General features: G+C 25.0%; 25 protein-coding genes and 1 other RNA gene. 7 read left to right on the forward strand and 19 right to left on the reverse strand.

The features are described 5' to 3' along the window. Nucleotides 1-4: 4 nt before the first annotated feature. From gpmI to rplM, 5 genes are read right to left on the reverse strand one after another with little or no spacing between them, the layout of a single operon-like run. Nucleotides 5-1549, reverse strand: a complete 1545-nt coding sequence (gene gpmI, locus H0H50_RS02005) for a 2,3-bisphosphoglycerate-independent phosphoglycerate mutase (protein WP_185866966.1) — start codon at nucleotides 1547-1549, stop codon at nucleotides 5-7. A 13-nt stretch (nucleotides 1550-1562) separates the two neighbouring features. Continuing rightward, on the reverse strand, nucleotides 1563-2378 hold the full coding sequence (gene tsf / locus H0H50_RS02010; RefSeq protein ID WP_185866967.1) for a translation elongation factor Ts: 816 nt from the start codon (nucleotides 2376-2378) through the stop codon (nucleotides 1563-1565). Nucleotides 2379-2384: 6 nt separating this feature from the next. After that, on the reverse strand, nucleotides 2385-3095 hold the full coding sequence (gene rpsB / locus H0H50_RS02015; protein ID WP_185866968.1) for a 30S ribosomal protein S2: 711 nt from the start codon (nucleotides 3093-3095) through the stop codon (nucleotides 2385-2387). A 23-nt stretch (nucleotides 3096-3118) separates the two neighbouring features. Next, nucleotides 3119-3496 (reverse strand): 30S ribosomal protein S9, encoded by a 378-nt coding sequence (rpsI, locus tag H0H50_RS02020; protein ID WP_185866969.1) that lies wholly within the window; start codon nucleotides 3494-3496, stop codon nucleotides 3119-3121. After that, nucleotides 3493-3951 (reverse strand): 50S ribosomal protein L13, encoded by a 459-nt coding sequence (gene rplM / locus H0H50_RS02025; RefSeq protein WP_185867434.1) that lies wholly within the window; start codon nucleotides 3949-3951, stop codon nucleotides 3493-3495. The genes rpsI and rplM overlap by 4 nt, the downstream gene beginning before the upstream one ends. A 197-nt stretch (nucleotides 3952-4148) precedes the next feature. Between rplM and dnaK the strand changes: the two genes are divergently transcribed. Beyond that, on the forward strand, nucleotides 4149-6047 hold the full coding sequence (dnaK, locus tag H0H50_RS02030) for a molecular chaperone DnaK (RefSeq protein WP_185866970.1): 1899 nt from the start codon (nucleotides 4149-4151) through the stop codon (nucleotides 6045-6047). 22 nt (nucleotides 6048-6069) lie between these two features. Here the strand turns inward: dnaK and H0H50_RS02035 are convergent, their stop codons facing one another. Genes H0H50_RS02035 through rsfS form a run of 4 tightly spaced genes read right to left on the reverse strand, consistent with a single transcriptional unit; the run spans nucleotide 6070 to nucleotide 9956 of the window. Then, entirely contained in the window at nucleotides 6070-6747 is a 678-nt protein-coding gene (locus tag H0H50_RS02035; protein ID WP_185866971.1) for a phosphatidylserine decarboxylase family protein, read from the reverse strand. 44 nt (nucleotides 6748-6791) lie between these two features. Then, on the reverse strand, nucleotides 6792-7613 hold the full coding sequence (locus tag H0H50_RS02040) for a phosphatidate cytidylyltransferase (RefSeq protein WP_185866972.1): 822 nt from the start codon (nucleotides 7611-7613) through the stop codon (nucleotides 6792-6794). Between the two features lie 28 nt (nucleotides 7614-7641). Beyond that, the gene (gene ftsH / locus H0H50_RS02045; protein WP_185866973.1) at nucleotides 7642-9597 is read right to left on the reverse strand and encodes an ATP-dependent zinc metalloprotease FtsH; all 1956 of its coding nucleotides are present in this window, start codon (nucleotides 9595-9597) and stop codon (nucleotides 7642-7644) included. A gap of 38 nt (nucleotides 9598-9635) precedes the next feature. Further along, nucleotides 9636-9956, reverse strand: coding sequence for a ribosome silencing factor (rsfS, locus tag H0H50_RS02050; RefSeq protein ID WP_185866974.1), 321 nt, complete (start codon nucleotides 9954-9956; stop codon nucleotides 9636-9638). Between the two features lie 125 nt (nucleotides 9957-10081). On the opposite strand from rsfS, the gene H0H50_RS02055 reads away from it, so the two are divergent. Next, nucleotides 10082-10849 (forward strand): biotin--[acetyl-CoA-carboxylase] ligase, encoded by a 768-nt coding sequence (locus H0H50_RS02055; protein WP_185866975.1) that lies wholly within the window; start codon nucleotides 10082-10084, stop codon nucleotides 10847-10849. A gap of 38 nt (nucleotides 10850-10887) precedes the next feature. Here the strand turns inward: H0H50_RS02055 and H0H50_RS02060 are convergent, their stop codons facing one another. Further along, nucleotides 10888-12675 (reverse strand): YidC/Oxa1 family insertase periplasmic-domain containing protein, encoded by a 1788-nt coding sequence (locus tag H0H50_RS02060; protein ID WP_185866976.1) that lies wholly within the window; start codon nucleotides 12673-12675, stop codon nucleotides 10888-10890. Beyond that, nucleotides 12665-14287 carry a CTP synthase gene (locus H0H50_RS02065; protein ID WP_185866977.1) on the reverse strand — a complete coding sequence of 541 codons (1623 nt, stop codon included), beginning with the start codon at nucleotides 14285-14287 and terminating at the stop codon, nucleotides 12665-12667. Before H0H50_RS02065 ends, H0H50_RS02060 begins: the two co-directional genes overlap by 11 nt. Before the next feature lie 109 nt (nucleotides 14288-14396). Here H0H50_RS02065 and ffs point away from each other — a divergent pair. Continuing rightward, nucleotides 14397-14497, forward strand: an RNA gene (gene ffs, locus H0H50_RS03135) — signal recognition particle sRNA small type. 47 nt (nucleotides 14498-14544) lie between these two features. Beyond that, nucleotides 14545-15738 (forward strand): ATP-dependent Clp protease ATP-binding subunit ClpX, encoded by a 1194-nt coding sequence (clpX, locus tag H0H50_RS02070; protein WP_185866978.1) that lies wholly within the window; start codon nucleotides 14545-14547, stop codon nucleotides 15736-15738. Here clpX and obgE read toward each other — a convergent pair whose 3' ends face one another. The 3 genes from obgE to lpdA form a co-directional block, all read right to left on the reverse strand. After that, nucleotides 15739-16728, reverse strand: a complete 990-nt coding sequence (gene obgE / locus H0H50_RS02075) for a GTPase ObgE (RefSeq protein ID WP_185866979.1) — start codon at nucleotides 16726-16728, stop codon at nucleotides 15739-15741. 22 nt (nucleotides 16729-16750) lie between these two features. Continuing rightward, entirely contained in the window at nucleotides 16751-17392 is a 642-nt protein-coding gene (locus H0H50_RS02080; RefSeq protein WP_317168414.1) for an adenylate kinase family protein, read from the reverse strand. Between the two features lie 66 nt (nucleotides 17393-17458). Beyond that, nucleotides 17459-18856: a dihydrolipoyl dehydrogenase gene (gene lpdA, locus H0H50_RS02085; RefSeq protein ID WP_185866980.1), complete on the reverse strand. Its 1398-nt coding sequence runs from the start codon at nucleotides 18854-18856 to the stop codon at nucleotides 17459-17461. 130 nt (nucleotides 18857-18986) lie between these two features. Between lpdA and fsa the strand changes: the two genes are divergently transcribed. Beyond that, a complete protein-coding gene (gene fsa, locus H0H50_RS02090; RefSeq protein WP_185866981.1) occupies nucleotides 18987-19649 on the forward strand; it encodes a fructose-6-phosphate aldolase in 663 nt (220 codons plus the stop codon). Here fsa and H0H50_RS02095 read toward each other — a convergent pair whose 3' ends face one another. The 5 genes from H0H50_RS02095 to H0H50_RS02115 all read right to left on the reverse strand — a co-directional run bounded on the left by H0H50_RS02095 (nucleotide 19650) and on the right by H0H50_RS02115 (nucleotide 22293). Further along, nucleotides 19650-19961, reverse strand: coding sequence for a hypothetical protein (locus H0H50_RS02095; RefSeq protein WP_185866982.1), 312 nt, complete (start codon nucleotides 19959-19961; stop codon nucleotides 19650-19652). A gap of 6 nt (nucleotides 19962-19967) precedes the next feature. Then, a complete protein-coding gene (locus tag H0H50_RS02100; protein ID WP_185866983.1) occupies nucleotides 19968-20495 on the reverse strand; it encodes an outer membrane protein assembly factor BamD in 528 nt (175 codons plus the stop codon). Continuing rightward, nucleotides 20488-21003, reverse strand: coding sequence for a ferritin (locus tag H0H50_RS02105; protein ID WP_185866984.1), 516 nt, complete (start codon nucleotides 21001-21003; stop codon nucleotides 20488-20490). Before H0H50_RS02105 ends, H0H50_RS02100 begins: the two co-directional genes overlap by 8 nt. Before the next feature lie 13 nt (nucleotides 21004-21016). Then, nucleotides 21017-21898 carry a 4-hydroxy-tetrahydrodipicolinate synthase gene (gene dapA / locus H0H50_RS02110; RefSeq protein ID WP_185866985.1) on the reverse strand — a complete coding sequence of 294 codons (882 nt, stop codon included), beginning with the start codon at nucleotides 21896-21898 and terminating at the stop codon, nucleotides 21017-21019. 122 nt (nucleotides 21899-22020) lie between these two features. Further along, nucleotides 22021-22293 carry an RNA recognition motif domain-containing protein gene (locus tag H0H50_RS02115; RefSeq protein ID WP_185866986.1) on the reverse strand — a complete coding sequence of 91 codons (273 nt, stop codon included), beginning with the start codon at nucleotides 22291-22293 and terminating at the stop codon, nucleotides 22021-22023. A gap of 202 nt (nucleotides 22294-22495) precedes the next feature. Here H0H50_RS02115 and pncB point away from each other — a divergent pair, with 202 nt between their 5' ends. Both pncB and miaB read left to right on the forward strand, forming a co-directional pair. Continuing rightward, a complete protein-coding gene (gene pncB / locus H0H50_RS02120) occupies nucleotides 22496-23668 on the forward strand; it encodes a nicotinate phosphoribosyltransferase (protein ID WP_185866987.1) in 1173 nt (390 codons plus the stop codon). Between the two features lie 75 nt (nucleotides 23669-23743). Next, the gene (gene miaB, locus H0H50_RS02125; protein WP_185866988.1) at nucleotides 23744-25093 is read left to right on the forward strand and encodes a tRNA (N6-isopentenyl adenosine(37)-C2)-methylthiotransferase MiaB; all 1350 of its coding nucleotides are present in this window, start codon (nucleotides 23744-23746) and stop codon (nucleotides 25091-25093) included. Nucleotides 25094-25102: the final 9 nt, after the last annotated feature.

The following is a 25102-nucleotide window of genomic DNA, read 5'->3' on the forward strand; positions in this document are numbered from 1 at the left end:
GCAATTATTTTTTGTTTATTATAATAGAAGTTCCATTCATAATTTTAGGAATAGGTAATCCCATTAATTGTAAAATAGTGGGAGCTACATCTGACAAAACTCCCTTATTTTTCAAAAAAATATCTTGTTTTTTTATATCTCTATTTAAAATAATAAAAGGAACTAAAGATGTAGTATGAGCAGTATGAGGAGTTCCGTCTATATTGATCATACAATCGGCATTTCCATGATCCCCTACAATAATAACTGTATATGAATTTTTTATAGCTTCTTCAGAACAATATTTCGCACATTTATCAACAAATTCACATGCTTTTATTGTTTCTTTCATTTTACCAGTATGTCCAACCATGTCTGGATTTGCAAAATTTAGACAAATAAAATCTGATTGTTTTCTTTTTAGTTCAGGAATAATTTTTTTTACAATATTTTCTGCGCTCATTTCAGGTTTTAAATCATAAGTAGGAACTTTAGGAGATTTACATAAAATTCTTATTTCTCGATTAAAAGGTGTCTCTCTTCCCCCCGAGAAAAAAAAAGTTACATGTGGATATTTTTCTGTTTCAGCTATACGTATTTGTTGTTTTCCTTCTTTTTCTAAAATTTCACCTAAAGTATCTGATAAATATTCTTTTTTAAAAAGAACATGAACTCCCTTATATTTAGGATTAAAACAAGTCATAGTTATATAATAAGATAAGTCTAATTTTTTCATTTCTGAAAAAGGGGTATTGTATCCTATTAAAAGCTCTGTAATCTGCCTCGAACGATCAGGACGAAAGTTAAAACAAAAAACAACATCTCCATTTTTAATTTTTGAAATAGGAACTTCATTTTCATCAACAATTACTAAAGGAGATAAAAATTCATCTGTTACTCCTTTATTATAAAATTCTTCTATAGACGAAATTATGTTTTTAGTATAAATTCCTTTTGAATTAACCATTACATCATATGCTTTTTTAGTTCTTTCCCATTTTTGATCACGATCCATAGAATAATATCTTCCAATAACAGAGCATAATGTTCCAACATATTGTTTAGTTACATTTAAAAGTTCTTTTATATAAAAAATACTTCTTTTTGGAGAAGAATCTCTTCCATCTGTAAAAACATGTATAAAAACATCTTTTATTTTTTTTTTATAAGCTATTTTAAGCAAATAAAAAAGATGATTCATATGTGAATGAACTCCACCATCAGATAATAATCCAATAAAATGAATTCTTTTTTTAGAAATAAAAACTTCATTAAAAAGAACATCTACTTTTTCTCTAAATGAATTATTTTTTATGGAAATATTAATTTTCTCTAAACTTTGAGGTACTTTACGTCCAGATCCTAAATTAATATGACCTACTTCCGAGTTTCCCATTTGTCCTTTAGGTAATCCAACATGATATCCTGATGCTTCTAATTTACTAGAAGGATAATTTTTATAGCAAAAATTAATAAATGGAGTATTAGCTTGTTCTATTGCAGAAAAATAATAATTTTGTGAAGTAGTAAGGCCCCAACCGTCCAAAATTATTAACATTAATCTTTTCATTTAATTTCAAAAATTAAATACTTACTCTTTTAAAAATATTTATTTTCAAATTTTTGTCATATTTATCTAAATATTCTTGAATAGTTATATTAGTATTTTTTATAAACTTTTGATTAAGAAGAGTATTTTCTGAAATAAACTTTTTAATTTTTCCTTGAATTATTTTTTTTATGACAGAATCAGGCTTATTTTCCTTTTTAACTTGATCTTTAATAATTTCAATTTCTTCGTTTATTAATAGACTGGGAATTTCTTTTTCATCAATAGCTATAGGATTCATAGCAGCTACATGCATTGCTATATCCTTAGCTATAGACATATTTATTTTAGTAGAAAAACCAACTAATGTTGCAATCTTATTAGTATTATGAGTATAATTTATTACAAATGGAGAATTGATTTTTTCAAAAATTTTTAATTCCAATTTTTCTCCTACAACTCCCATTTTATTTACAATCATTTCTTGTATACTATCATATTCATTATATGAACTAGATAAAAAATCGATTTTATTATTAAAAAGTAAAGATTGCTTCGAAAGTATAGATAAAAAACCTAAAAACTCAGATCCTTTGGATAAAAAATCCGTTTCACAACTAATTCCTATAATAGTTCCACAAGAATAGTTGAAATTAACAGAAGCAATAAGAGCTCCATCTTTCATTTTAAAATGAGAACGATTAATTGCTATTTTTTCTCCTTTTTTTCTCAAAATATGAATAGCTTGATCAATATTTCCATTGGAATGCATCAATGCTTCTTTACAATCCATAATTCCAATTCCTGTCATTTTTCTAAGTTTATTAATTTTATGTAGAGGGATTTTCATAAATTTTTATTTATTTTTATCTTCACGTTCATTTCTATTAATAGAAGTTCCATGTTGAATTGCTTCTGTCACAAATTTCAAAATAATATCTATGGATTTAGAAGAATCATCATTAGAAGGTATAGGATATTGAATATCATTAGGATTTGTATTTGTATCTACCATAGCAAAGGTAGGTATTTTTAGTTTTTTAGCTTCAGTTAAAGCTATTTTTTCCTTATTTGGATCCACCAAAAAAATACCGCTTGGTATGTGATTCATATTTGAAATACTTCCTAAATTTTTATATAATTTTGCATATAGTCTATCAATTAGTAATCTTTCTTTTTTAGATAAAGTATCGAAAGTCCCATTTTTTTTCATTTTTTCTATATTATTCATTTTTTTTACGGACTTACGAATTGTTGTAAAATTCGTGAGTAATCCTCCTAACCATCTTTCTGTTATGCAAGGCATATTTACACTTTTTGCATAATGATAAACTTTTTCTCTAGCTTGAGCCTTTGTTCCTACTAATAGAATTTTTTTTCCAGTTATTGCAATTTTTTTTAATTCATTACAGGCTTCTTCCAATTTTGAAATTGTTTTTGCTAAATCTATAATATGAATTCCTCCTTTTTTCATAAAAATAAAAGGACGCATATTTGGGTTCCATTTTCTTGCAATATGTCCAAAATGAACCCCAGCTTTCAATAAATCTTGAGTATTGATTTTCATTATATTTTCCTAATTTAATTTTTCTAACGTTTTGAAAATTGATACTTTTTTCTAGCTTTTTTTTGACCAAATTTTTTTCTTTCCACTTCTCTAGAATCACGAGTTAATAATCCTTCAGCTTTTAACTTTTTTCTGTTTTTTATATCATATTTACAAAGCGCACGAGATATAGCGAGACGAATTGCTTCAGCTTGACCGTTAAATCCACCTCCAAAAACTTTTATATTGATATCAAATTCATCTAACTTTTCTATTATATCAATAGGATACAATATTTTATGATGAATATATTTTGGAAAATATTGATTTAATTTTTTAGAATTAATAGTTATTGATCCATTTCCTAATTTTAAATATATCCGAGCTAAAGATCTTTTTCTTCTTCCTATGGTATGTATCATAATTTGTTTAGTTTTAATAAACTAGGGTTCTGAGCTTTATGTTTGTGTTCAGATTCTGGATACACATGTAAATTTTTAAATATTGAACGCCCCAAACGATTTTTAGGTAGCATTCCTTTGACTGATTTATATATTATATTTCTTGAATCTTTATTGAATAAATTTTTAATAGAAATTATTTTCTGACCACCTGGATAACCGGTATAATGGATATATTTTTTATCATTACATTTTTTTCCAGTAAGTTTAATTTTATTAGAATTAATAACGATGACATGATCTCCGCAATTTATATGTGAAGAAAAAAAAGGTTTATGTTTTCCCATTATAATACAAGCAATTTTAGTAGATAATCTACCCAAAATTTGATTAGTTGCATCTATTATTATCCATGATTTTGATTTTACTACGTAATCTTTTTTAGCTGAAATAGTTTTTAAACTCAAAGAGTCCATATTATTTGATTTTGGAATCAATATAAGAAATTTTAAAATTTTTAATGAATGACTTTTTGTCATAAAAAAAATTTTTTATAAAAGCTTTTTATTGTCATACTTCCTATTCCCTTTATTTATAAAGGTTTTATTTCCATTATGGCATAATGATTGGAGTGCTATTGAGTGAAATTAATATATGAAAAAACGTAATAAAAATGAGTAAAATTATAGGTATTGATTTAGGAACAACAAATTCTTGTGTTGCCGTTATGGAAATAAATGATCCTGTTGTTATTCCTAATTCAGAAGGAAAAAGAACAACTCCGTCTATAGTAGCTTTTGTAGAAGGAGGAGAAAGAAAAATAGGAGATCCTGCTAAAAGACAAGCAGTAACTAATCCGCAAAAAACTATTTTTTCTATCAAACGATTTATGGGAAGAATGTATTCAGAAGTAACTGAAGAATTGAAACATGTTCCTTATAAAGTTATAAAAGGAGGGAATAATACTCCTCGTGTTGATATAGAAAAAAGATTATACGCTCCCCAAGAAATATCTGCAATGATTTTACAAAAAATGAAAAAAACAGCTGAAGATTATCTGGGAGAAGAAGTGACTAGAGCTGTAATTACAGTTCCTGCTTATTTTAATGATGCACAAAGACAAGCAACTAAAGAAGCTGGAGAAATAGCTGGATTGAAAGTAGAGAGAATTATAAATGAACCTACCGCGGCTGCTTTAGCTTATGGTTTAGATAAAAGTAATCAAAACAAAAAAATAGTTGTGTATGATTTGGGAGGAGGAACTTTTGATGTTTCTATCCTGGAATTAGGAGATGGTGTTTTTGAGGTTCTATCCACTAATGGTGATACCCATTTAGGAGGGGATGATTTTGATCAAGTTATTATTAATTATTTAGCAGATGAATTTAAATTCAAAGAAGGATTAGATTTAAGAAAGGATCCTATGGCTTTACAACGTTTGAAAGAAGCGTCTGAAAAAGCTAAAATAGAACTATCTTCCTCAAATCAAACAGAAATAAATCTTCCTTATATTACAGCAACAGAATCAGGTCCAAAACATTTAGTTTTAACTCTAATTCGGTCAAAATTTGAACAATTGTCAGAAAAGTTGATACAACGTTCTATTAACCCTTGTTCTAAAGCATTGGAAGATGCAAATTTAACAACTAAAGATATAGATGAGGTAATTTTAGTAGGAGGCTCTACTCGTATACCAAAAGTGCAAGAAGAAGTGGAAAAATTTTTTGGAAAAAAACCATCTAAAGGAGTTAATCCAGATGAAGTCGTAGCTATTGGAGCAGCGATACAAGGCGGAGTATTAACAGGAGATGTACAAAATGTATTGTTATTAGATGTTACTCCTTTATCTTTAGGAATTGAAACTTTAGGAGGAGTTTTTACCAAACTTATTGAATCTAATACAACAATTCCTACTAAAAAATCAGAAACTTTTTCTACAGCATCTGATAATCAATCGGCTGTAACTATACGTGTAGGACAAGGGGAAAGGCCGATGTTCAATGATAATAAAGAAATAGGGAGGTTTGATTTAGTAGATATACCTCCAGCACCTAGAGGTATCCCACAAATAGAAGTAACTTTTGATATAGATGCTAATGGAATTCTTCATGTTTCTGCAAAAGATAAAGGAACAGGAAAAGAACAATCTATACGTATTGAAACCTCTTCAGGTTTAAATCAAGAAGAAATAGAAAAAATGAAAAAAGAAGCAAAAGAAAATGCTCAAAAAGATGATAAAATAAAAAAAGAAATTGAAAAATTAAATGCTGCAGATAATCAGATTTTCCAATCTGAAAAGCAATTGAAAGATTACGGAAATAAATTGTCTGAAAATAATAAAAAAAATATAGAAGATTCTTTAGATAAATTAAAAAAAGCTCATTCTAACAAAGACTTCACTTCTATTGATAATTATATGAAAAAATTGGAAGAAGCTTGGACTAATGCTTCTCAAGAAATTTATACAGGGGATACAAACAAAAATAACCCATCAAATAATAAAGAAAATGAAGAAAAAAGTAGTAAAGGAAATGAAAATGTACAAGATGTAGATTATGAAGAAGTAAAATAAAAAAGTTGAGAAAGGGAGTCTATTATAATGGAATAATAGAAATTTTAGTTTCTCCTCCAGTAACTTTTTCTCCCTTTTTCACTAAAATTATAGAGTTTAGTGGTAAGAATACATCTACTCTAGATCCAAATTTAATAAATCCAAATTCATCTCCTTTTTTTACTATGGAATTTTTTTTTGCATAAATAATAATACGTCTAGCTAAAAAACCAGCTATTTGTCGAAATAATATTTTTTTTCCTTTATTTGTTTCTACTACTGTTGTAGTATGCTCATTTTGTAATGATGATTTAGGAAGAAAAGCTATGATATATTTTCCAGTATGATATTTTACATAAATAATTTTTCCAGAAACAGGGAATCTATTAACATGGACATTAAAAGGAGACATAAAAATGGAAATACATATGCAATTTCTATTTAAAAATTCGTTTTCAAAAATTTTTTTTATATCTAAAATTTTCCCATCAGCAGGAGAAATGACTATTTCTTTATTATTATTGTAATTGTTTTCATAAATTTCATAAAAATTTCTTTTTGGATTTCTAAAAAAGAAAACTAAAAAAAGATAAAATATAATAAAACAAACTGATAAAAAAATACAAATTAATCTAGATAATAAAAAGAAAAAAATAATTATCAATAATAGTATTATTATCAATGAGTACCCTAAAAATGGAATTCCTTCTTTATGAATCATGATTATAAAATTTTATAAATAAATCATGAATATTTTTTATGATTTTATTTTCTAAATAAAATAAGACTAGTAACTATAGTAGCTATAATAGGAATAACAAAAATAAAACTATCTAATCTATCTAAAAATCCACCATGTCCAGGAAGCCAAATTCCTGAATTTTTTACACTATAAGATCTTTTAATACTAGATTCTACAAGATCTCCAATAGTAGAAAAAATAGGAACAGTAAGAGATAAAATAAACCAATATTTTTTTCCCCATATTTTGTACAATAAGAACCCTAACATTAAGCAAAAAAATAAACCTCCAACAACTCCTTCTATTGATTTTTTAGGAGAAATAGATGTAGCTATTTTTCTTTTTCCCCATTTTTTTCCTATTAAATAGGATAAAGAATCATTTGTCCATATTAAGATAAATACACCTAAAATTAATTGTTTTCCATTATACCTGTATATATAAGATGCTAAATAAAATGGAAGAGTAATATACATTAATCCAAAAATGAGATTACTAATTTGTTCTATTTTTTCTTTTCTAGAATGTTTTTTAGAAAATAATTGAATAACAAGAAAAATTATAGAATAAGGAATAAAACAAATTATATATGGAATTAATCCTTTTTCTTTTTCTATAAAAAGGTCCATAAGAATAGAAAATAAAAAAAATAAAGAAGTAATTTTAATTAAAATTGTATTTGTTTTTAATATTAATAAAAATTCGAATAAACAAAAAAAAGATAATATCATCATTACTATTCTAAAAGTTTTTTCCCCTTTTTCAATAGAAAAAATGATTGAAATAACATAAATTAAACCAGTAAAAAATCTTATTAGAAAGTCTAAATCTTTCTTTTTTTTCATTACATGAAATAAATAAAAATAATAAATCTCAAGGAGAAGATATGTTTCCAACAGAACTTAACATATCACCAATTTCATCAGGATAAGGTCTTTCTCCAAAAATTTTTTTCAAATCTTCTCTAAAGATAACCTCTTTTTCTAATAATTCATTGGCTAATATGGATAATTTTTTTTCATTATTTTTTAATATTTTTTTAGCTCTTTGATATTGCTCTGTTATAATTTTAGATATTTCTTCATCTATAATTTGAGCTGTTTTTTCACTATAAGGTTTGGAAAAAGAAAATTCGTTTTGTCCTGTAGAATCATAATAAGAAACATTTCCAATTTTTTCATTCAATCCAAAAATAGCTACCATTGATTGAGCTTGTTTAGTTACTCTTTCTAAATCATTCAATGCTCCAGTAGAAATACTACTAAAAATTATTTCTTCAGCAGACCTTCCCGCTAACAATGCACATATTTCATCTTTCATTTGTTCTGGTGTCGTTAATTGTCTTTCCTCTGGTAAATACCATGCGGATCCCAAAGATCTTCCTCTTGGAACTATAGTTACTTTGACTAAAGGAGCTGCATGTTCTAATAACCAACTAATTGTAGCATGTCCAGCTTCATGATAAGCAATTCGTTTTTTTTCATTTGGTTTTATAATTTTGTTCTTTTTTTCTAAACCTCCAATAATACGATCTATTGCATCAAGAAAATCTTGATTTTCTATTTGAGATCTATCTTTTCTTGCAGCAATAAGTGCAGATTCATTACAAACATTGGCGATATCTGCTCCACTAAATCCTGGAGTTTGTCTAGATAAAAAATCTATATCTACATTATTAGATAATATTAATTTTTTGAGATGAACACGAAATATCTCTTTTCTTTCATTTAATTCAGGTGGATCCACTAATATAGTACGATCGAAACGTCCAGGACGAAGTAAAGCTTTATCTAAAATATCAGATCTATTGGTAGCGGCTAATACAATTACATTAGTGTGAGTTCCAAATCCATCCATTTCTGTTAAAAGTTGATTTAAAGTATTTTCTCTTTCATCATTTGCTCCAGCTATACTACTTTTTCCACGAGCTCTTCCTATAGCATCTATTTCATCAATAAATATTATACACGGAGATTTTTCTTTAGCTTTTTCAAATAAATCTCTTACCCTAGATGCCCCCACACCTACAAACATTTCTACAAAATCAGATCCTGATAAAGAAAAAAATGGAACTTTTGCCTCTCCAGCTACAGCTTTTGCTAGTAAAGTTTTTCCTGTCCCTGGTGGCCCTATCAATAAAGCTCCTTTAGGGATTTTTCCTCCAAGTTTAGTATATTTTTGAGGACTTTTTAAAAATTCCACGATTTCTTGAACTTCTTCTTTAGCACCTTCTAAACCAGCCACATCTTTAAATGTTATTTTTACATTATCGTTTTCGTCAAATAATTTTGCCCTAGATTTTCCTATATTAAATATTTGACTTCCAGGTCCTCCACTAGTAGATCCTATTCTTCTAAATAAAAAGATCCAAAAAATGATTAATAATATAAAAAATATACCATAGTCAAAGAAAAATTTGGTAATGGTATATTCTTGTTGATTTTTAAAATCAATAATAGTATTTAAATCGTATTTTTTTTTATACTCTTCAAATTTTTTTTGAAAAAATTGCAAATCTCCTATTTCAAATTCATATTGCAATGGTTGAGAGATAAACCTTTTTTCATTTTCATTATTTTTAATACTATTTTGAGTAGGATTATCATCATTAAGAAATTCTTTTTTAAGATAAACATATACTATTTCTTTATGTTTTACTATAATTTTCTGAACTTTTCCTCTCGATAAAATATCAAAAAAAGTATCCTGATCTATTTTTCTTGGATTAGAAAAAGAAGATTTAAAAAAAAATATTCCTAAAAGTATAGCAAATATGACTGCATATACCCAAAAAAAGTTATTTTTACTTTTTATTTTTTTATCTATCATATAGGTTTATCCATTAAATAAAAACCTGAATTATATTTTTATAAATTTGAATTCCAAAGATCTTCTATATCATAATATAATCTTAGCTTTTTTTGAAAAATATGAACAACAATAGAAATATAATCAACTAAAATCCATTCTCTATTTTTCAATCCTTCTACATGCCAAGGTTTTTTCTGTAATTTTTCAATTGTAATTCTTTCTATAGATTGAAAAATAGCATACACTTGATTATGAGAAGATCCATTACAAATAACAAAATAATCACAAATAAAGTTTTTTCTATTTTTAAAATTTATAACAGATATATCCTTCCCTTTAACCATTTGAATCCCTTCTATGATTTGATCTAATAACAAAACAAAAATTATTTATTAATAAAATAAGTAAATATTTCTTTTATTAAATTTATTTCAAAAAACAAAAATAAGGTTTTCGTTTTAAAGAAGTTAAATTTTCCAATATAAAATATTTATAAAACATTTTGAAAAAATTTATTTGGCCTATAAATCTAATTATATTAAATGAAATTGATTCTACCAATCTGTATGCTAAAAAATATATTCATTACAATAAATATAATTGGATAGTCATTTGGACAATGAATCAAACTAAAGGAATAGGGATGAATAAAAATTCATGGTATACAGAAAAAAAAAGGGATTTGACTTTTAGTATTGTTTTTAGACCTATTAATACTTTATATATAAAAAAAATATATATCATAAATATTATTATAAGCAATGCTATGCATAAATTTTTGTCTGAATATTATAATAAAAAAAATAAAGAACAAATTTGGATTAAATGGCCTAATGATATAATCATAAATAATAAAAAAGTAAGTGGAATTTTAATAGAAAATAGTTTTTTTTTAAAAAAAGTTCATACTATTATTGTTGGTATAGGTTTAAATGTTTATCAAAAACAATTAAAAGAAGGATGGAATGCTTCTTCTTTAGAAAAGATTTTTAATATAAACTTTGATTTAGATTACCTTCTTCATAATATTATATATTTCATACAAAAAGAGTATCTCATTTTTACAAAAAATGGAGAAAAATTCATACGAGAATATTATATAGATCATTTATATTTAAAAGATATAATCTCTCTTTTTTATATTTATAAAACAAAAAATTATATTGTTGGAATAATACGATCTATAACAGATCAAGGATTTTTGGTAATTGAATTTAATAATAGATTACATTTTTTTTATCATAAAGAAATAAAATTTCTTATTATATAATATTGTTATTCTTTTTAATAAAGAAATAAAATTTCTTATTATATAATATTGTTATTCTTTTTATTTGTGATTTTTTTTATCATACTTTTCCAATAATTACGTTTTATAACTTTTTTTTCTTGAATTTTTATAAAAATTTTTTTTTCATCCAACATCAATTCTTTGATAAAAAAGAAAAATCCAATATTAATTATATTAGATATAAAATAATATAGCGATAAAGCAGATGCATAACTATTTATAAATAAAAGCATCACAATAGGCATTAAATATAATAAAAAGTTCATATCGGGAATAGAAGAACTACTATCATTTTGAGAAAAATCTTTTCTTCCGTTACTGCTCAATTTTGTATAAATTAACAATGCTAAAGAATACAATAAAGTAAGTAAACTAACATGATTTCCATAAAAAGGAATAAAAAAAGGTAATTTCAAAATTGAATCATATGAGGTAAGATCTTCTACCCATAAAAAAGATTTTCCTCTCAAATTGATTATAGTAGGAAAAAATTTAAATAAAGAATAAAAAATAGGAATCTGAAATAATGTAGAGATACATCCAGACATTGGATTAATCCCCGCATTATGATATAACTCCATTATAGCTCTTTGTTTTTTGAAAACATTTTCTCTATATTTTTGATTTAACTTATCTATTTCCGGACGAATCAATTTCATCATGGCGCTTAATTTATATTGTTTGTAAGTAATTGGTGATAATATAAGTTTTACAACTACAGTCATTAAAATAATAATAACTCCATAATTTAAATTTGTTTTCTCCAAAAATTGAAAAATTATTAAGAAAAAATATTTGTTGATCCATTTAAGAAAACCCCATCCAAATGGAATAATATTTTCAAATCCATTTTTATATTTTTTTAATAAATTTAAGTCTAAAGGACCAAAATAAAAACGAAAAGAAAAATGAAATTCCTCATTTTGAACCGTATTTATAAATGTTTGTAATTGAATTCTTTTCAAAGAAGATCCTGTAGAAAAATTTTCAGATCTAATGATAACATTTTTTAATATTTTTTCTGGAATAAATATAAAAGAAAAAAATTGTTGTTTATGAGCTATCCAATTTGTTTCAAAAATATTTTTATCTTCTGTTTTTTTCTCAGATAAATATTTTACATAAAAGGATTTATTTCTATTGTCATTAGGAATAGAATAATACACTTGAGTATAAGAATTTTCCCAATCTCTATCCTTTTCCAAAGACAAAATTTGATGTTCTAAATTTAGATAAGTTCCTTTCAGAAAAGGAAAAAAATTTTTAGTTTGAATAGAAAAACCAACATCATACTGATTTTTTTCTCCTATTGTATATATATAGTCTAAAAATCCTTTTCCATAAGGATTTTTAGCTCTCATAATAAGAGTATTAATTCCTAATTTTTTATTTTTATCTAATAAAAAAGGTTTAAAATGTAAAGTATTTGTATCAATATTTAATCCTTTCTGGTTAAAAAAAGATAATTTATATCGAAAACTAGAATCTTTTATTAAATAAAGACTTTTAGCATGATATGATGATAAAGAATCATAGGCTTTGTATTTCTTTAAAAGAACTTCATGAATTTCCCCTCCTAAACTAGATATCTTAAGTCTTAAAACATTATTTTCTAATAAAAAAAAATCATTTTTTTTTCTTTTTTCTGTAAAAAAAGTATTCTTTTTTAGGATAAATTTTTGATGGTTAAAATTTAATTTTTTGGAATTTTCATTATTATTATTAAAATAAGTAAAAATTGTTAAAACAAATAATATAAGAATTAATCCTATTATATAGCTGTAATCTAAACTTTTATCCTTCATAAGAATTATGAGAATCTGTAGATACTTGTACAAAAGTAGTAAATAAAGGATGAGGATTAGTTACTGTACTCTGATACTCTGGATGATATTGAACACCTAGGAAAAAAATATGATCTTCTAACTCTAATGCTTCTACTAAACCTGTATCTGGATTGGTTCCAACTATTTTCATACCAGCTTCGGAAAAATATTCTAAATAATTATTGTTAAATTCATATCGATGACGGTGTCTTTCAAAAATTTCTTTTTTTCCTCCATAAATAGAAAATATTTTAGATCCTTCTACAAGAGTACATTTCCAATTTCCTAAACGCATTGTTCCTCCTGTGTGAGTTAATTTTTTTTGTTTCTCCATTAAACTTATTACTGGATGAGATGTATTAGGATTCGTTTCACAGCTTTCTGCCTTTTTTAATCCTAATACATTTCTAGCAAATTCTATGACAGCAATTTGCATTCCCAGACATATTCCAAAATATGGAATTTTATTTTCTCTTGCATATTTTGCTGCTAATATTTTTCCTTCTATCCCTCTATTTCCAAATCCTGGAGCAACTAAAATTCCTGAAATTCCTTTAAAATATTCTTTTATATTTTTTTCTTTTATCATTTCTGAATAAATCCATTTTATATTAACATAAGTTTCATTTTCTGTTCCTGCATGAATTAAAGCCTCTGTAATTGATTTGTAAGAATCATGTAAAGAAACATATTTTCCAACTAACGCTATTTTCGTTTCATGTTTTGGATTTTTATATTTTTTAATAAAAATTTTCCATTTTTTTAAATCTGGAGTAATAAGAGTAGATAAATTCAAATGATTTAAGACCACTTCATCAAAATTTTGCAAATATAATAAATAAGGTATTTCATATATAATTTTAGTATCTATTGATTCAATAACATGTTTTTGTTTCACATTACAAAACAAGGCTAATTTTTTTCTAATACTATCGGATATATGTTTTTCTGTCCTGCAGACTATAATATCTGCTTGTATTCCATTTTCCATTAGATTTCTAACGGAATGCTGTGTTGGTTTTGTTTTAATTTCTCCAGTAACTGTAATATGTGGAAGTAATGTCAAATGAATAACCAATCCATTAAACTTTCCTAATTCCCATTTTAGCTGACGGACTGATTCAACATAAGGTAAACTTTCTATATCTCCTACAGTTCCTCCTATTTCAGTAATGATAATATCATAATTATTGGATTCTCCAAGTACTTTTATTCGTCTTTTAATCTCATTAGTAATATGAGGAATAACTTGGACTGTTTTTCCTAAATAGTTTCCTTTTCTTTCATTATCTATCACAGTTTTATATATTAAACCTGATGTTACGTTATTTTTTTTGGTTGTAGGTTGATTTAAAAATCGTTCATAATGTCCTAAATCTAAATCAGTCTCAGCTCCATCTTTAGTAACAAAACATTCTCCATGTTCATAAGGATTTAAAGTTCCTGGATCTATATTAAAATAAGGATCCAATTTTAATATTGAAATCTTATATCCTCTTGCTTTTAACAACATCCCTAATGAAGCAGATACAATTCCTTTTCCCAAAGAAGAGGTAACTCCTCCTGTAACAAAAATATATTTTGTTTCCATTAAAATAAAAATAAAACGAAAAAATTAAACAGGTTCTAATCTTTTTAAAAAAAAATTAATGATAAAAAATAAAAATTTATAATTTTTTTTTATATATTTACCAAACTTGGAGCAAGTCCTACACAATCAGCTCCCTATAAATCCTCCAGGGTGGGAACACAGCAAAGGAAATTAGGTAGTAGCGATGTGATGTAGTCAAGCTTGCTCCTTTTATATTATATTAAATATAATAGAAAAAATAAAAAGAACGGGATTTTATGGAAGATTTGTTAAAATGTAATTTCTGTGGAAAAAACAAAAATGAAATTACTTTTCTCATATCGGGAATCAACGGACACATTTGTAATTATTGTATAGAAAAAATTTATTCTATAGTTCAAAAAAAATTTTTGATCAAAAAAAACAATAATAAATTTATAAAAATTCAAAAACCTAAAGAAATAAAATTTTTTTTAGATAAATATGTTGTAGGACAAAATGAAGCAAAAAAAATTATATCCGTAGCTGTTTATAATCATTACAAACGTATTCAAGAGCAACATAAACATAAAAATGAAAATATAGAAATAGAAAAATCCAATGTATTATTAATTGGAGAGACTGGAACAGGAAAAACTTTATTAGCAAAAAGTATATCCAACTTTTTAAAAGTTCCCTTCACTATAGCTGATGCAACTACTCTAACTGAAGCAGGATATGTGGGTGAAGATGTAGAATCTATTTTAACAAAATTGTTACAATCTGTAAATTATGATATAGAATCTGCTGAAAAAGGAATTGTATTTCTGGATGAAATAGATAAAATTTCTAGAAAAAGCAATAATCCTTCTATTACCAGAGATGTATCTGGTGAAGGTGTACAACAAGCATTACTTAAAATATTAGAAGGATCCGTTATTAATGTTCCTCCACAAGGAGGAAGAAAACATCCAGATCAAAAAATGATACAAATCAATACTGAAAATATATTATTTATAGCTGGAGGGACTTTTGATGGTATAGAAAAAATCATTTCCGATAGAATAGAACAAATGTCTATAGGTTTTATTACTAAAAATAAAAAAAATTATGAAAAAGATTATATGAAAAATCTTCTTGCTAAAGATTTAAAAAAATTTGGATTGATTCCTGAAATCATAGGAAGATTTCCTATCATTACTTATTTAAATCCATTAAATAAAAATATGCTAAAAAAAATTTTAGTAGAACCAAAAAATGCTTTAATAAAACAATATAAAAAACTATTTGATATGGATAATATATCTTTAAATATCACAGATGAAGCGTTAGATGTTATAGTAGATAAAACCTTTGAATTAGGTCTAGGAGCAAGAGGGTTACGAATGTTTTGTGAAAAAATATTTCTAGATTACATATTTGATATAGAAAATATTCAACCCATATTAAATATAGATCAAAATATTGTGAAACAAAAACTTTTTTATTCTTAATTATTCTTTAATTAGTTTCCACAATTTTTTTATTAATTCTGATAATCCTTCTTTTGTAAAAGAAGAAATAAAAATAATATTTTCTTTTAATTTAAAAAAAAGTTCTTTTATTTTCTTTTTATTTTCACTATTTATTAAATCCGATTTAGAAACCGCTAATAAACGTTTTTTATTTAAAAGATTTGGATTAAATTTTTTCAATTCATTTAAGAGAATGAAATATTCTTTTTTTTTATTTTTCGTATCTGAAGAAATTAAAAATAATAAAACAGAATTTCGTTCTACATGTCTTAAAAAAAAATGTCCTAAACCTTTTCCTTCAGATGCTTTTTCTATGATTCCAGGAATATCAGCTACTAAAAAAGAATTGTAATCTTCTATTTTTACTACTCCTATATGTGGAGTTTTAGTTGTGAAAGCAAAATTTCCTATTTTAGGTCTGGCTTTTGTAATTACAGAAAGTAAAGTAGATTTTCCGGTATTAGGAAAACCTATAAATCCTATATCTGCTAGAATTTTTAATTCTAGAAAAATCCAGATCCCTTTTGTTTTAATTCCTGGTTGTGCATAATTAGGAGATTGATAAACCGAATTTTTAAAAAAAGCATTTCCTTTCCCTCCTTTCCCTCCTTTAAATAAAATTTTTTTCTCAAGATTTTTGGTTATTTCCATTATTATATTTTTTTTTTCATCTTTTACTACAGTTCCTATGGGGACCTCTATTAATAAATCTTTTCCATTTGCTCCAGTTAGATTATTTTTTTTTCCTGAAAAACCGGCCTGAGCTATCCAATGTTTATGATATCTTAAATGTAAAAAAGTATGAATATGGGAATTACCCATAACAATAATATCTCCACCCTTTCCTCCTGTTCCTCCATCAGGTCTTCCTCTAATTATATGTCTATCTCTATAAAAATGAATATATCCAGTTCCTCCATCTCCACTTTTACAAAAAATTTTTATAAAGTCAACAAAACAGTTTTCCATAAACTTAATATGATATGTTATTTTAATATAATAGATTTATAATATTCTTTTCTATAAAAATAGAAATTTTATCTACAGATAAAGAGGCGTTTAATCTTATTATATTATCTTTATATTTATGATTATTCCATATCATAGAAGTTTCTTCATCGTATTCTTTTATCCTCCTTTGAACCGTAATTATATCCGTATCATCATCACGGTGACTAGTTCTTCCTCTTTTTAGCAATCTATTTATTATCAAATTTTTTTGAATAAAAAAATAGAAAATTATGTTTATTTTTCCTAAGCAAAATTTTGTTAATACTTCCTCTAAAGAATAAATTTGATTTATAGTTCTTGGATATCCATCATAAATAATTCCTCTAGCTTTAAAATGTTTTTGAATTTCTGTATTTAACATATTTGTAGTAATGAAATCAGGAACTAATATTCCTTTATTAATATAACAACTTGCTAATTTTCCTAAATTAGTTTTTCTTTTCATATGATCTCTAAATATCACTCCAGTAGATAGGTGTATGAAGCCAAATTTATTTGATATGATTTTAGCTTGAGTTCCTTTTCCACAACCCGGTGGTCCAAACAATATAATATGTATCATTAAACAATAAAAATTATGAATTTCATGCAAAAAGAATATAAAAAAAGAAGTTTTTATCATACTGATTACACAAAACAATATATGTGTGGAAATATAGAAGATGTATGTTTCTTAACTTATATAAAGTTACAAATGAATTGCTTTACTATAAGCATTAGCTATAGATTCTATAATAGATTCGCTTAATGAAGGATGTGGATGGATACTCCCTAAAATCTCATAACTAGTTGCTTCTAATTTTCTAGCAACTACTACTTCTGAAATTAAATCTGTAACATGATTTCCTATCATATGACATCCTAACCATTCATCATATTTATCATCAAAAATTACTTTTACAAAACCATCAGTATTTTCATCAGATATAGCACGACCTAGAGCACTAAAAGGAAATTTGGAAACTTTTATTTGAAACCCTTTTTCTTTGGATTCTTTTTCTGTATAACCTACTGAAGCTATTTCAGGAAGAGAATAAACACATTTTGGAACATTATTGTAGTCTATTTTTTGGCAATTTAAACCTTTTATGTTTTCAACGCAATTTATTGCCTCATATGACGCAACATGAGCTAAAGAAGGTGTATTAATTACGTCTCCGATAGCATAATATCCATCTATATTCGTACGATAATTTTCATCTACAACTATAAATCCTTTTTCAGTTTGAATCCCAATCTCATCTAATCCAATATATTTGGTATTGGGAACAATACCCATAGCATATAATATAGTATCTGCTTTCAATACAACATTTTCCAATGGCGTTTTAATATCAACAATAAATTCATTACTTTCATTATTACGAGTAATTTTATTTATGCTAGAAGATATATAATTTTTAATTCCTATTTTATCAAAAGTATATTTTAAATAATCGGATATATCATCATCTCCACTAGGAAATAACTTAGAACATATCTCTATAATGATTACTTCTATTCCCATAGAATGATAAAAATAAGCAAATTCTAATCCTATAGAACCAGAGCCTATAATTACCATTTTTTTCGGTAATGAAGACAATGATAAAGCTTCCTTATATGTTATAATTTTTTTTTTATCATGTCCAAATTTTGGATCAATTTTAGGAATTGCTCCAGTGGCAATAATAATATGTGAAGCTGAATATTCTCCTACGCTTTTTTCATTCTTAAAAATTTCTATTTTTTTTCTTTTTTTTAATTGTGCATTTCCATAAAAAACATGGATTCCATTTTTTTTCATTAAAAATGAAACTCCTTTTTTTATTTGATCTACAATTTTTCTACTTTTAGAAAGAATTTTAGGATAATTTATTTCAATGTCTTCATTTTTTATTCCGAATAATTCCCCATTTTTTTTTATAGACTGTAAGATTTTTGCACTATTTAAAAGTGATTTTGTAGGAATACAGCCCCAATTTAAGCATATCCCTCCAATAGACTCTTTTTCTATTACAGCTGTTTTCATACCAAGTTGTGCTGCACGTATGGAAGCCACATAACCTCCAGGTCCACTTCCTAAAATAATAACATCGAAATGCATAAGTGTAATATAAATAAAAGATTTAAATTTACAGATTTTTCTATACTAATTATAAAAGAAAAAAACAAACAAAAGTTCTTTTTATTTATTGTACAAATATTATAAATTTGTTTATATAATAAAAACAATTATGAAATTTTTTATAGACACAGCTAATTTAAAAGAAATTGATGAGGCTAGATCATTAGGTGTGTTGGATGGTGTAACAACAAATCCATCTTTAATATCAAAAGAATCAGTTTCTAATAAAAAAGAAATTCATCAACATTATATATCCATATGCAAACGGTTAAAAAATAATGAAAATGTGAGTGCTGAAGTTATCAGTACTAATTATACTGACATGATTCAAGAGGGGGAAGAACTTGCTTTTCTTCATCCCAAAATTGTAGTAAAAATCCCTATGATAAAAGACGGAATCAAAGCTATTAAATATTTTTATAACAAAAAAATTAAAACTAATTGCACCCTTATTTTTTCTACAGGACAAGCTCTTTTAGCGGCTAAAGCTGGAGCTAGTTACGTTTCTCCATTTATTGGAAGATTAGATGATGTATCTTATAATGGATTAAATTTAATACGAGAAATAAAAAATGTATATGAAAATTATGATATTAAGACGAAAATATTAGCTGCTTCTATACGACATTCTTTACATATCATAGAATGTTCTAAAATTGGTGTGTATGCTGTCACTTCTCCTATAAATGTTATTTATTCTTTATTAAATCATCCATTAACTGATATAGGATTAGAAAAATTTATAAAAGATTTTAATAAGAAAATTAAATAATTATATTTTTATTTTTTCGTTTAATAAATATTGAATAGAAATAGATGTAGATTTTGGCAATTTTTCATAAAATTTTGATAATTCGATTTGTTCTTTATTTTCAAAAATTTCTTCCAAATTATTTTTGTTTATAATATTAAATTCTTCTAATTTCACATCTAAATCTTCTTTAATTTTATCGTTAATTTTTTTACATATTTTTTCTAATATGCATATAGTTTCATATATATTTTTACCTGATTTTTTTTCTAACTGAACTCGATCTATAGTTTCCGTGTTTATTGGAGCGTTTATATTTTTAAAAAAATTCATAAAAAGTTATAATTTTTTATATAAAACTTTTAATTTTTTTGCATTAGAAGAATACGAAAAATTTTTCATGTATTCATTATATGATTTTACAAAATCTTTTTTTCTAGAAAGTTGATATTGAGATACACAAATTTTATACATAATTTTCTCTTTAAAACGGCTTTCTGGAAAGTCAGTAATAAGATCTTGAAAGTAAATCAAAGAAGCTTGAAATCTACGCATCAAAAAATATGAATTGGCTATGTAATAATTCTTTTTTTCTATTTTTTCCAATAAATTATTAAGCAATCTATAAGCTTCTTTAATTTTTGAACTATCAGGATATTTTTCAATAAACTGATTTAAATTATTAATTGCAATGTCAGTTTTTGTTTGATCTAAATCAAAGTTTAGAGATGAAAGGGAATGACGTTTTCCCTTATAAAATAAAGCCTCTTCTTCTGAGAAAACGGATTGTTTTTCTGGTAATATAAAACATCCTTCAAAAAGAAAACTAGTAAATAATACGGTTATTATAAAAAGTAACCTAACCACAATTACAATTTTTATTTTTTTTATGAAAAGTTTTGATATCTTTATCAAATAAATACAATCCTCCTTTATCTTCTCCTATTAAATCTATTTTGTCTAAAATCATTTTACTTAAAGCTTCTTCTTCTATTTGTTCTTTAATATACCACTGCAAAAAATTATATGTAAAATAATCTTTCTCTTGCAAAGAGATTTCTACTAAAAAATTTATCTCCTTAGAGATTTCTTTTTCATGTTCAAATAGGTTTTTAAATAGTTCTTTAAGAGAAATATATGTTATATTATGAATTGATATTTTGTTTAAAATAACATTCCCACCTCTTTTATTAATGTACCTAATTAACTTTAACATATGTATTCTTTCTTCATTAGAATGATCATATAAAAACTCACATATACCCTCATAACCTTTTTTTTCAACCCAAGATGCCATAGATAAATATAATTGAGAAGATTCTGATTCTCTATTTAACTGTTTTACTAACTCTGTTTGTATTTTTTCACTGAGCATATTTTTATTATGATTATTTAATTTTATTTAGTGAATGTAACATCTTTTCTCTTAAAGATGGAGTTCCAATTAATAAAGGTAACCTTACATATGGATCACATATTCCTATTATACTTAAAAATGTTTTGATTCCTGTAGGATTTCCTTCCTCATAAATAAGATCTATTATTTCAATAATATTATAAAAAATAGAAAAAGCTTTTTTTATATTATTTTTTCTTGCTAAGGATATCATATCAGAAATCTGATTAGGAAAACCTTGAGCTATTACAGAAATTACACCTTCTCCTCCTCCTAATACAACGGGTAAAGTAATAAAATCATCCCCTGATATCAGGTTAAAATATTCTGGTTTATGTTGCAATATTTTATAAGATTGTAAAACATTTCCAGAAGCCTCTTTTATTCCTATTATATTTTTGAAATCAAAAGCTAAACGTAAAACAGTATCCGGCATAATATTAGATCCTGTTCTTTTGGGAACATTATAAAGGATTATATCTGCTTCTGTACAATTTACAATTGATTTAAAATGTTGATATATTCCTTCTTGAGAAGGTCTATTATAATAAGGGGATACTGAAAGAATAGCATAAAAATCCGATAAGTTTTTTATGCTATTTATTTTTTTTACAATATCTTTCGTATTATTTCCTCCTATTCCTAATATTAAAGGAAGTTGTTTATAGTTAGCACTCTGAATGCATTTTACGACATCATGTTTCTCTTCCTCTTTTAAGGTTGCTGTTTCCGCTGTTGTCCCCAATGCAACTAGATAATCAACATTATTATCCGTAACATATTTTACAAGTTTTTCAAGTCCATTAAAATCAATATATCCATTTCTTTTAAAAGGAGTAACCAACGCTACACCTGTTCCATATAATTTTTTCATAAATTCGTTTACTACATTTTATATATGATAAATATTATTTTTTTTCATGTTTATATATATTTCATCATTTTTGCAAAAAAAAAAACAGATGTAAGCGCACATAAATTCGGAATTATTTATAATTAATAATCTTTTCTTGCTCTTGGTCTAGCTGCAGATACAATAATGTTTCTTCCCATGAACTCTGTTCCATTTAATTTTTCTATAGCTTGTTTAGCATTTTCTTCATTAGACATCTCTATGAATCCAAATCCTTTACTTCTTTTACTTGATGTAGTTTCGTCAAAAATTATCTTGACATGAGTAACCTCTCCTATAGACTCAAAATATTTTCTTAATTCTTGTTCTGTCATATCATAAGATAAATTACCTACGTATAGTTTCGTATTGTCCATATTAAAAATAAATTGTTTTAAAAGCAAATTTAGAGAAATATTTCTTCTAAAAAAGAAAAACATATTACTTAAACTAAAAGCAGTTTAAATAAATAATGAATTCTTTTATTATTGTAAACAAGTTAAAAAAAACTTGGAAAAATTTTCCAATTTTTTGTATTAAATTACAAAATTTTTTTAATTCTCATAAAGAACACCTTTAATGAATAATTTTTCTATTATATCATCATTATTGGATAATGATTTTTATAAATTTACAATGCAAAATGCCATTATTAAATTATTTCCATTAGCAAAAGCTAAATATGAATTTATAAATAGAGGTAAACACACTTTTCCTAAAAACTTTGCTCACATTTTGAAAGAAAACTTAAATAAAATGGCTTATTTAAAACTATCAAGTGCAGAAAGAATTTATTTAGAAAAAAATTGTCCTTATTTAGATTCTTCTTATTTAGATTTTCTAAAAAAATACCAATATAATCCAAAAGAAGTAAACATTTTTCAAAAAGGAGAAAATATACAAATGCAGATAGAAGGATTATGGAGTAGTACTATATTATGGGAAGTACCTCTCATGGCTATTATATCCGAATTATATTATAAATTAACAGGAGCGAAAAAAATATCAGAAAAAAAAATAACAAGTATAACAAAAGAAAAATTAAAAGAATATAAAAAATTACATGTTAAGATTGGAGAATATGGAACAAGAAGAAGATTTTCTTATAAAGTACACAAACTGGTATTAAAAACATTAAAAGAAGAAGGAGAGCCTTTTTTTATAGGAAGCAGTAATGTTCATCTTTCTCATATATTTTCTATAAAACCAATAGGAACTCAAGGACATGAATGGATAATGTTTCATGCTGCAAAATATGGATTTAACATAGCAGATCGTATAGCTATGGAAAACTGGCTTAATATTTATCGAGGTAATTTAGAAATAGCTTTATCTGATACATATACTACACCCATCTTTTTAAAAAATTTTAATAAAAAACTTTCAAATATTTTTAAAGGTATAAGACATGATAGTGGAGATCCTATTTTTTTTGCTAAAGAGGCTATAAAACATTATAAAAAATTTAAAATAAATCCTATAAGAAAAAAAATTATATTTTCTGATAATCTTGATCCATATAAAGTCGCTTATATTTCTTCTTTTTGTAAAAATAAAATAAATGCTTGTTTCGGAATCGGAACTAATTTCACTAATGATGTAGGTTTTCCTTCTATGAACATAGTTATAAAAATGGTAAAAGCCTTTCCCAAAAAAAAATGGATATCAGTGGTAAAACTTTCTAATGTTAAAGAAAAATCTACTGGAAAAAAAAATATGATTCTTTTAGCAAAAAAAATCCTTCACATATAAAAGATAATTTTATTCATGACATAATGACATTTTATATTTTTATTGTATATATATGTATATGTAAAAAATACAAATATGAAAAAAAAAATTTTTTATATTGAAAATTATGGTTGTCAAATGAACATATCAGATAGTGATCTTATTACTTCTATTTTATTAAATAATGGTTTTATTTTATCTGAAAACTTAGATCAAGCAAACATAATTTTATTAAATTCTTGTTCTATTCGAGAAAAAGCAGAATTAACTTTAAAAAAAAAATTGGAACAATTAAAATTTTTAAAAAAAAATAAAAAAATTTTGATTGGAATTATAGGATGTTTTTCAACAATAATCAAAAATTTCTTTTTACAAGAAAAAATGGTAGATTTTTTTGTAAATCCTGATTCTTATAGAGAAATACCTAATTTTATTTATTATTCTATAAAGGGAAAACAGTATTATCATACTCCTAACAAAAATGAAACTTATTCGGATATTAGTTTTGCAAAAACAAAACAAAATAATAATAAAATAACAACTTTTTTAAGCATAACAAGAGGTTGCAATAATATGTGTACATTTTGTATCGTTCCTTTTACTAGAGGAAGAGAAAGAAGTAGTGATCCATATTCCATAATTAAGGAATCTAAACATTTATATCAGAATGGATATAAAGAAATAACTCTATTAGGACAAAATGTAGATTCTTATCTATGGAAAGAAGAAAAAGAAAGTATGATACAAAATAGAGAAAATATTGTAGATTTTTCCAAACTTTTAGATCTCTTAGCTCAAGAAATTCCCCTGATGAGAATTAGATTTTCTACATCTAATCCTCATGATATGTCCAGTAAGGTATTAGAAGTTATTTCTAAACATGAAAATATATGTAAACACATACATTTACCTGTTCAATCTGGTAGCAACAAAATATTAAAATTAATGAACAGAAAATATACACGAGAAAAATATCTTTTTCTGATTAGAAAAATTAGAAATATTATACCTAATTGTTCTATATCTCATGATATTATGACTGGATTTTGTAATGAAAATGAAAAAGATCATCAAGAAACTATAAGTTTAATGAATGAAATTAAATATAATTATGGATATATGTTTTCTTATTCACCTAGACCTGGAACTTATGCATATAGAAAATTAGAAGATAATGTTCCTAAACATATAAAAAAAAGACGATTAAAAGAAATTATTGATTTACAAATCAAACATTCATTTTATAGAATGCAAGAGCATTTGGGAAATGTAGAAGAAGTATTAATTGAGGGTGAATCAAAAAAAAATAAACAATATTGGTACGGAAGAAATACACAAAATCTAATTGTAGTTTTTCCTAAAAAAAGCCTAAATATAGGAGATTTAGCTAATGTAGAAATAATAGATACCACATCTGCAACTTTAATAGGAAGAATTTGTAAATAATGTAAAAAA

The organism is Blattabacterium cuenoti, assembly GCF_014252015.1.
Classification (GTDB): Bacteria; Bacteroidota; Bacteroidia; order Flavobacteriales; family Blattabacteriaceae; genus Blattabacterium; species Blattabacterium cuenoti_U.

Excerpts from the sequence above, each read along its gene's own strand:
- H0H50_RS02095 (WP_185866982.1), bottom strand. The coding sequence starts at position 19,961 with ATGAATTTTTTTAAAAATATAAACGCTCCAATAAACACGGAAACTATA.
- clpX (WP_185866978.1), top strand. The coding sequence starts at position 14,545 with ATGGAAGATTTGTTAAAATGTAATTTCTGTGGAAAAAACAAAAATGAA.
- obgE (WP_185866979.1), bottom strand. The coding sequence starts at position 16,728 with ATGGAAAACTGTTTTGTTGACTTTATAAAAATTTTTTGTAAAAGTGGA.
- pncB (WP_185866987.1), top strand. The coding sequence starts at position 22,496 with ATGAATAATTTTTCTATTATATCATCATTATTGGATAATGATTTTTAT.
- fsa (WP_185866981.1), top strand. The coding sequence starts at position 18,987 with ATGAAATTTTTTATAGACACAGCTAATTTAAAAGAAATTGATGAGGCT.
- rpsB (WP_185866968.1), bottom strand. The coding sequence starts at position 3,095 with ATGAAAATCAATACTCAAGATTTATTGAAAGCTGGGGTTCATTTTGGA.
- H0H50_RS02060 (WP_185866976.1), bottom strand. The coding sequence starts at position 12,675 with ATGAAGGATAAAAGTTTAGATTACAGCTATATAATAGGATTAATTCTT.
- ftsH (WP_185866973.1), bottom strand. The coding sequence starts at position 9,597 with ATGATAGATAAAAAAATAAAAAGTAAAAATAACTTTTTTTGGGTATAT.
- tsf (WP_185866967.1), bottom strand. The coding sequence starts at position 2,378 with ATGAAAATCCCTCTACATAAAATTAATAAACTTAGAAAAATGACAGGA.
- H0H50_RS02080 (WP_317168414.1), bottom strand. The coding sequence starts at position 17,392 with ATGATAAAAACTTCTTTTTTTATATTCTTTTTGCATGAAATTCATAAT.
- H0H50_RS02040 (WP_185866972.1), bottom strand. The coding sequence starts at position 7,613 with ATGAAAAAAAAGAAAGATTTAGACTTTCTAATAAGATTTTTTACTGGT.
- H0H50_RS02105 (WP_185866984.1), bottom strand. The coding sequence starts at position 21,003 with ATGCTCAGTGAAAAAATACAAACAGAGTTAGTAAAACAGTTAAATAGA.
- miaB (WP_185866988.1), top strand. The coding sequence starts at position 23,744 with ATGAAAAAAAAAATTTTTTATATTGAAAATTATGGTTGTCAAATGAAC.
- gpmI (WP_185866966.1), bottom strand. The coding sequence starts at position 1,549 with ATGAAAAGATTAATGTTAATAATTTTGGACGGTTGGGGCCTTACTACT.
- rplM (WP_185867434.1), bottom strand. The coding sequence starts at position 3,951 with ATGGACTCTTTGAGTTTAAAAACTATTTCAGCTAAAAAAGATTACGTA.
- rpsI (WP_185866969.1), bottom strand. The coding sequence starts at position 3,496 with ATGATACATACCATAGGAAGAAGAAAAAGATCTTTAGCTCGGATATAT.
- H0H50_RS02065 (WP_185866977.1), bottom strand. The coding sequence starts at position 14,287 with ATGGAAACAAAATATATTTTTGTTACAGGAGGAGTTACCTCTTCTTTG.
- H0H50_RS02035 (WP_185866971.1), bottom strand. The coding sequence starts at position 6,747 with ATGATTCATAAAGAAGGAATTCCATTTTTAGGGTACTCATTGATAATA.
- H0H50_RS02115 (WP_185866986.1), bottom strand. The coding sequence starts at position 22,293 with ATGGACAATACGAAACTATACGTAGGTAATTTATCTTATGATATGACA.
- dnaK (WP_185866970.1), top strand. The coding sequence starts at position 4,149 with ATGAGTAAAATTATAGGTATTGATTTAGGAACAACAAATTCTTGTGTT.
- dapA (WP_185866985.1), bottom strand. The coding sequence starts at position 21,898 with ATGAAAAAATTATATGGAACAGGTGTAGCGTTGGTTACTCCTTTTAAA.
- lpdA (WP_185866980.1), bottom strand. The coding sequence starts at position 18,856 with ATGCATTTCGATGTTATTATTTTAGGAAGTGGACCTGGAGGTTATGTG.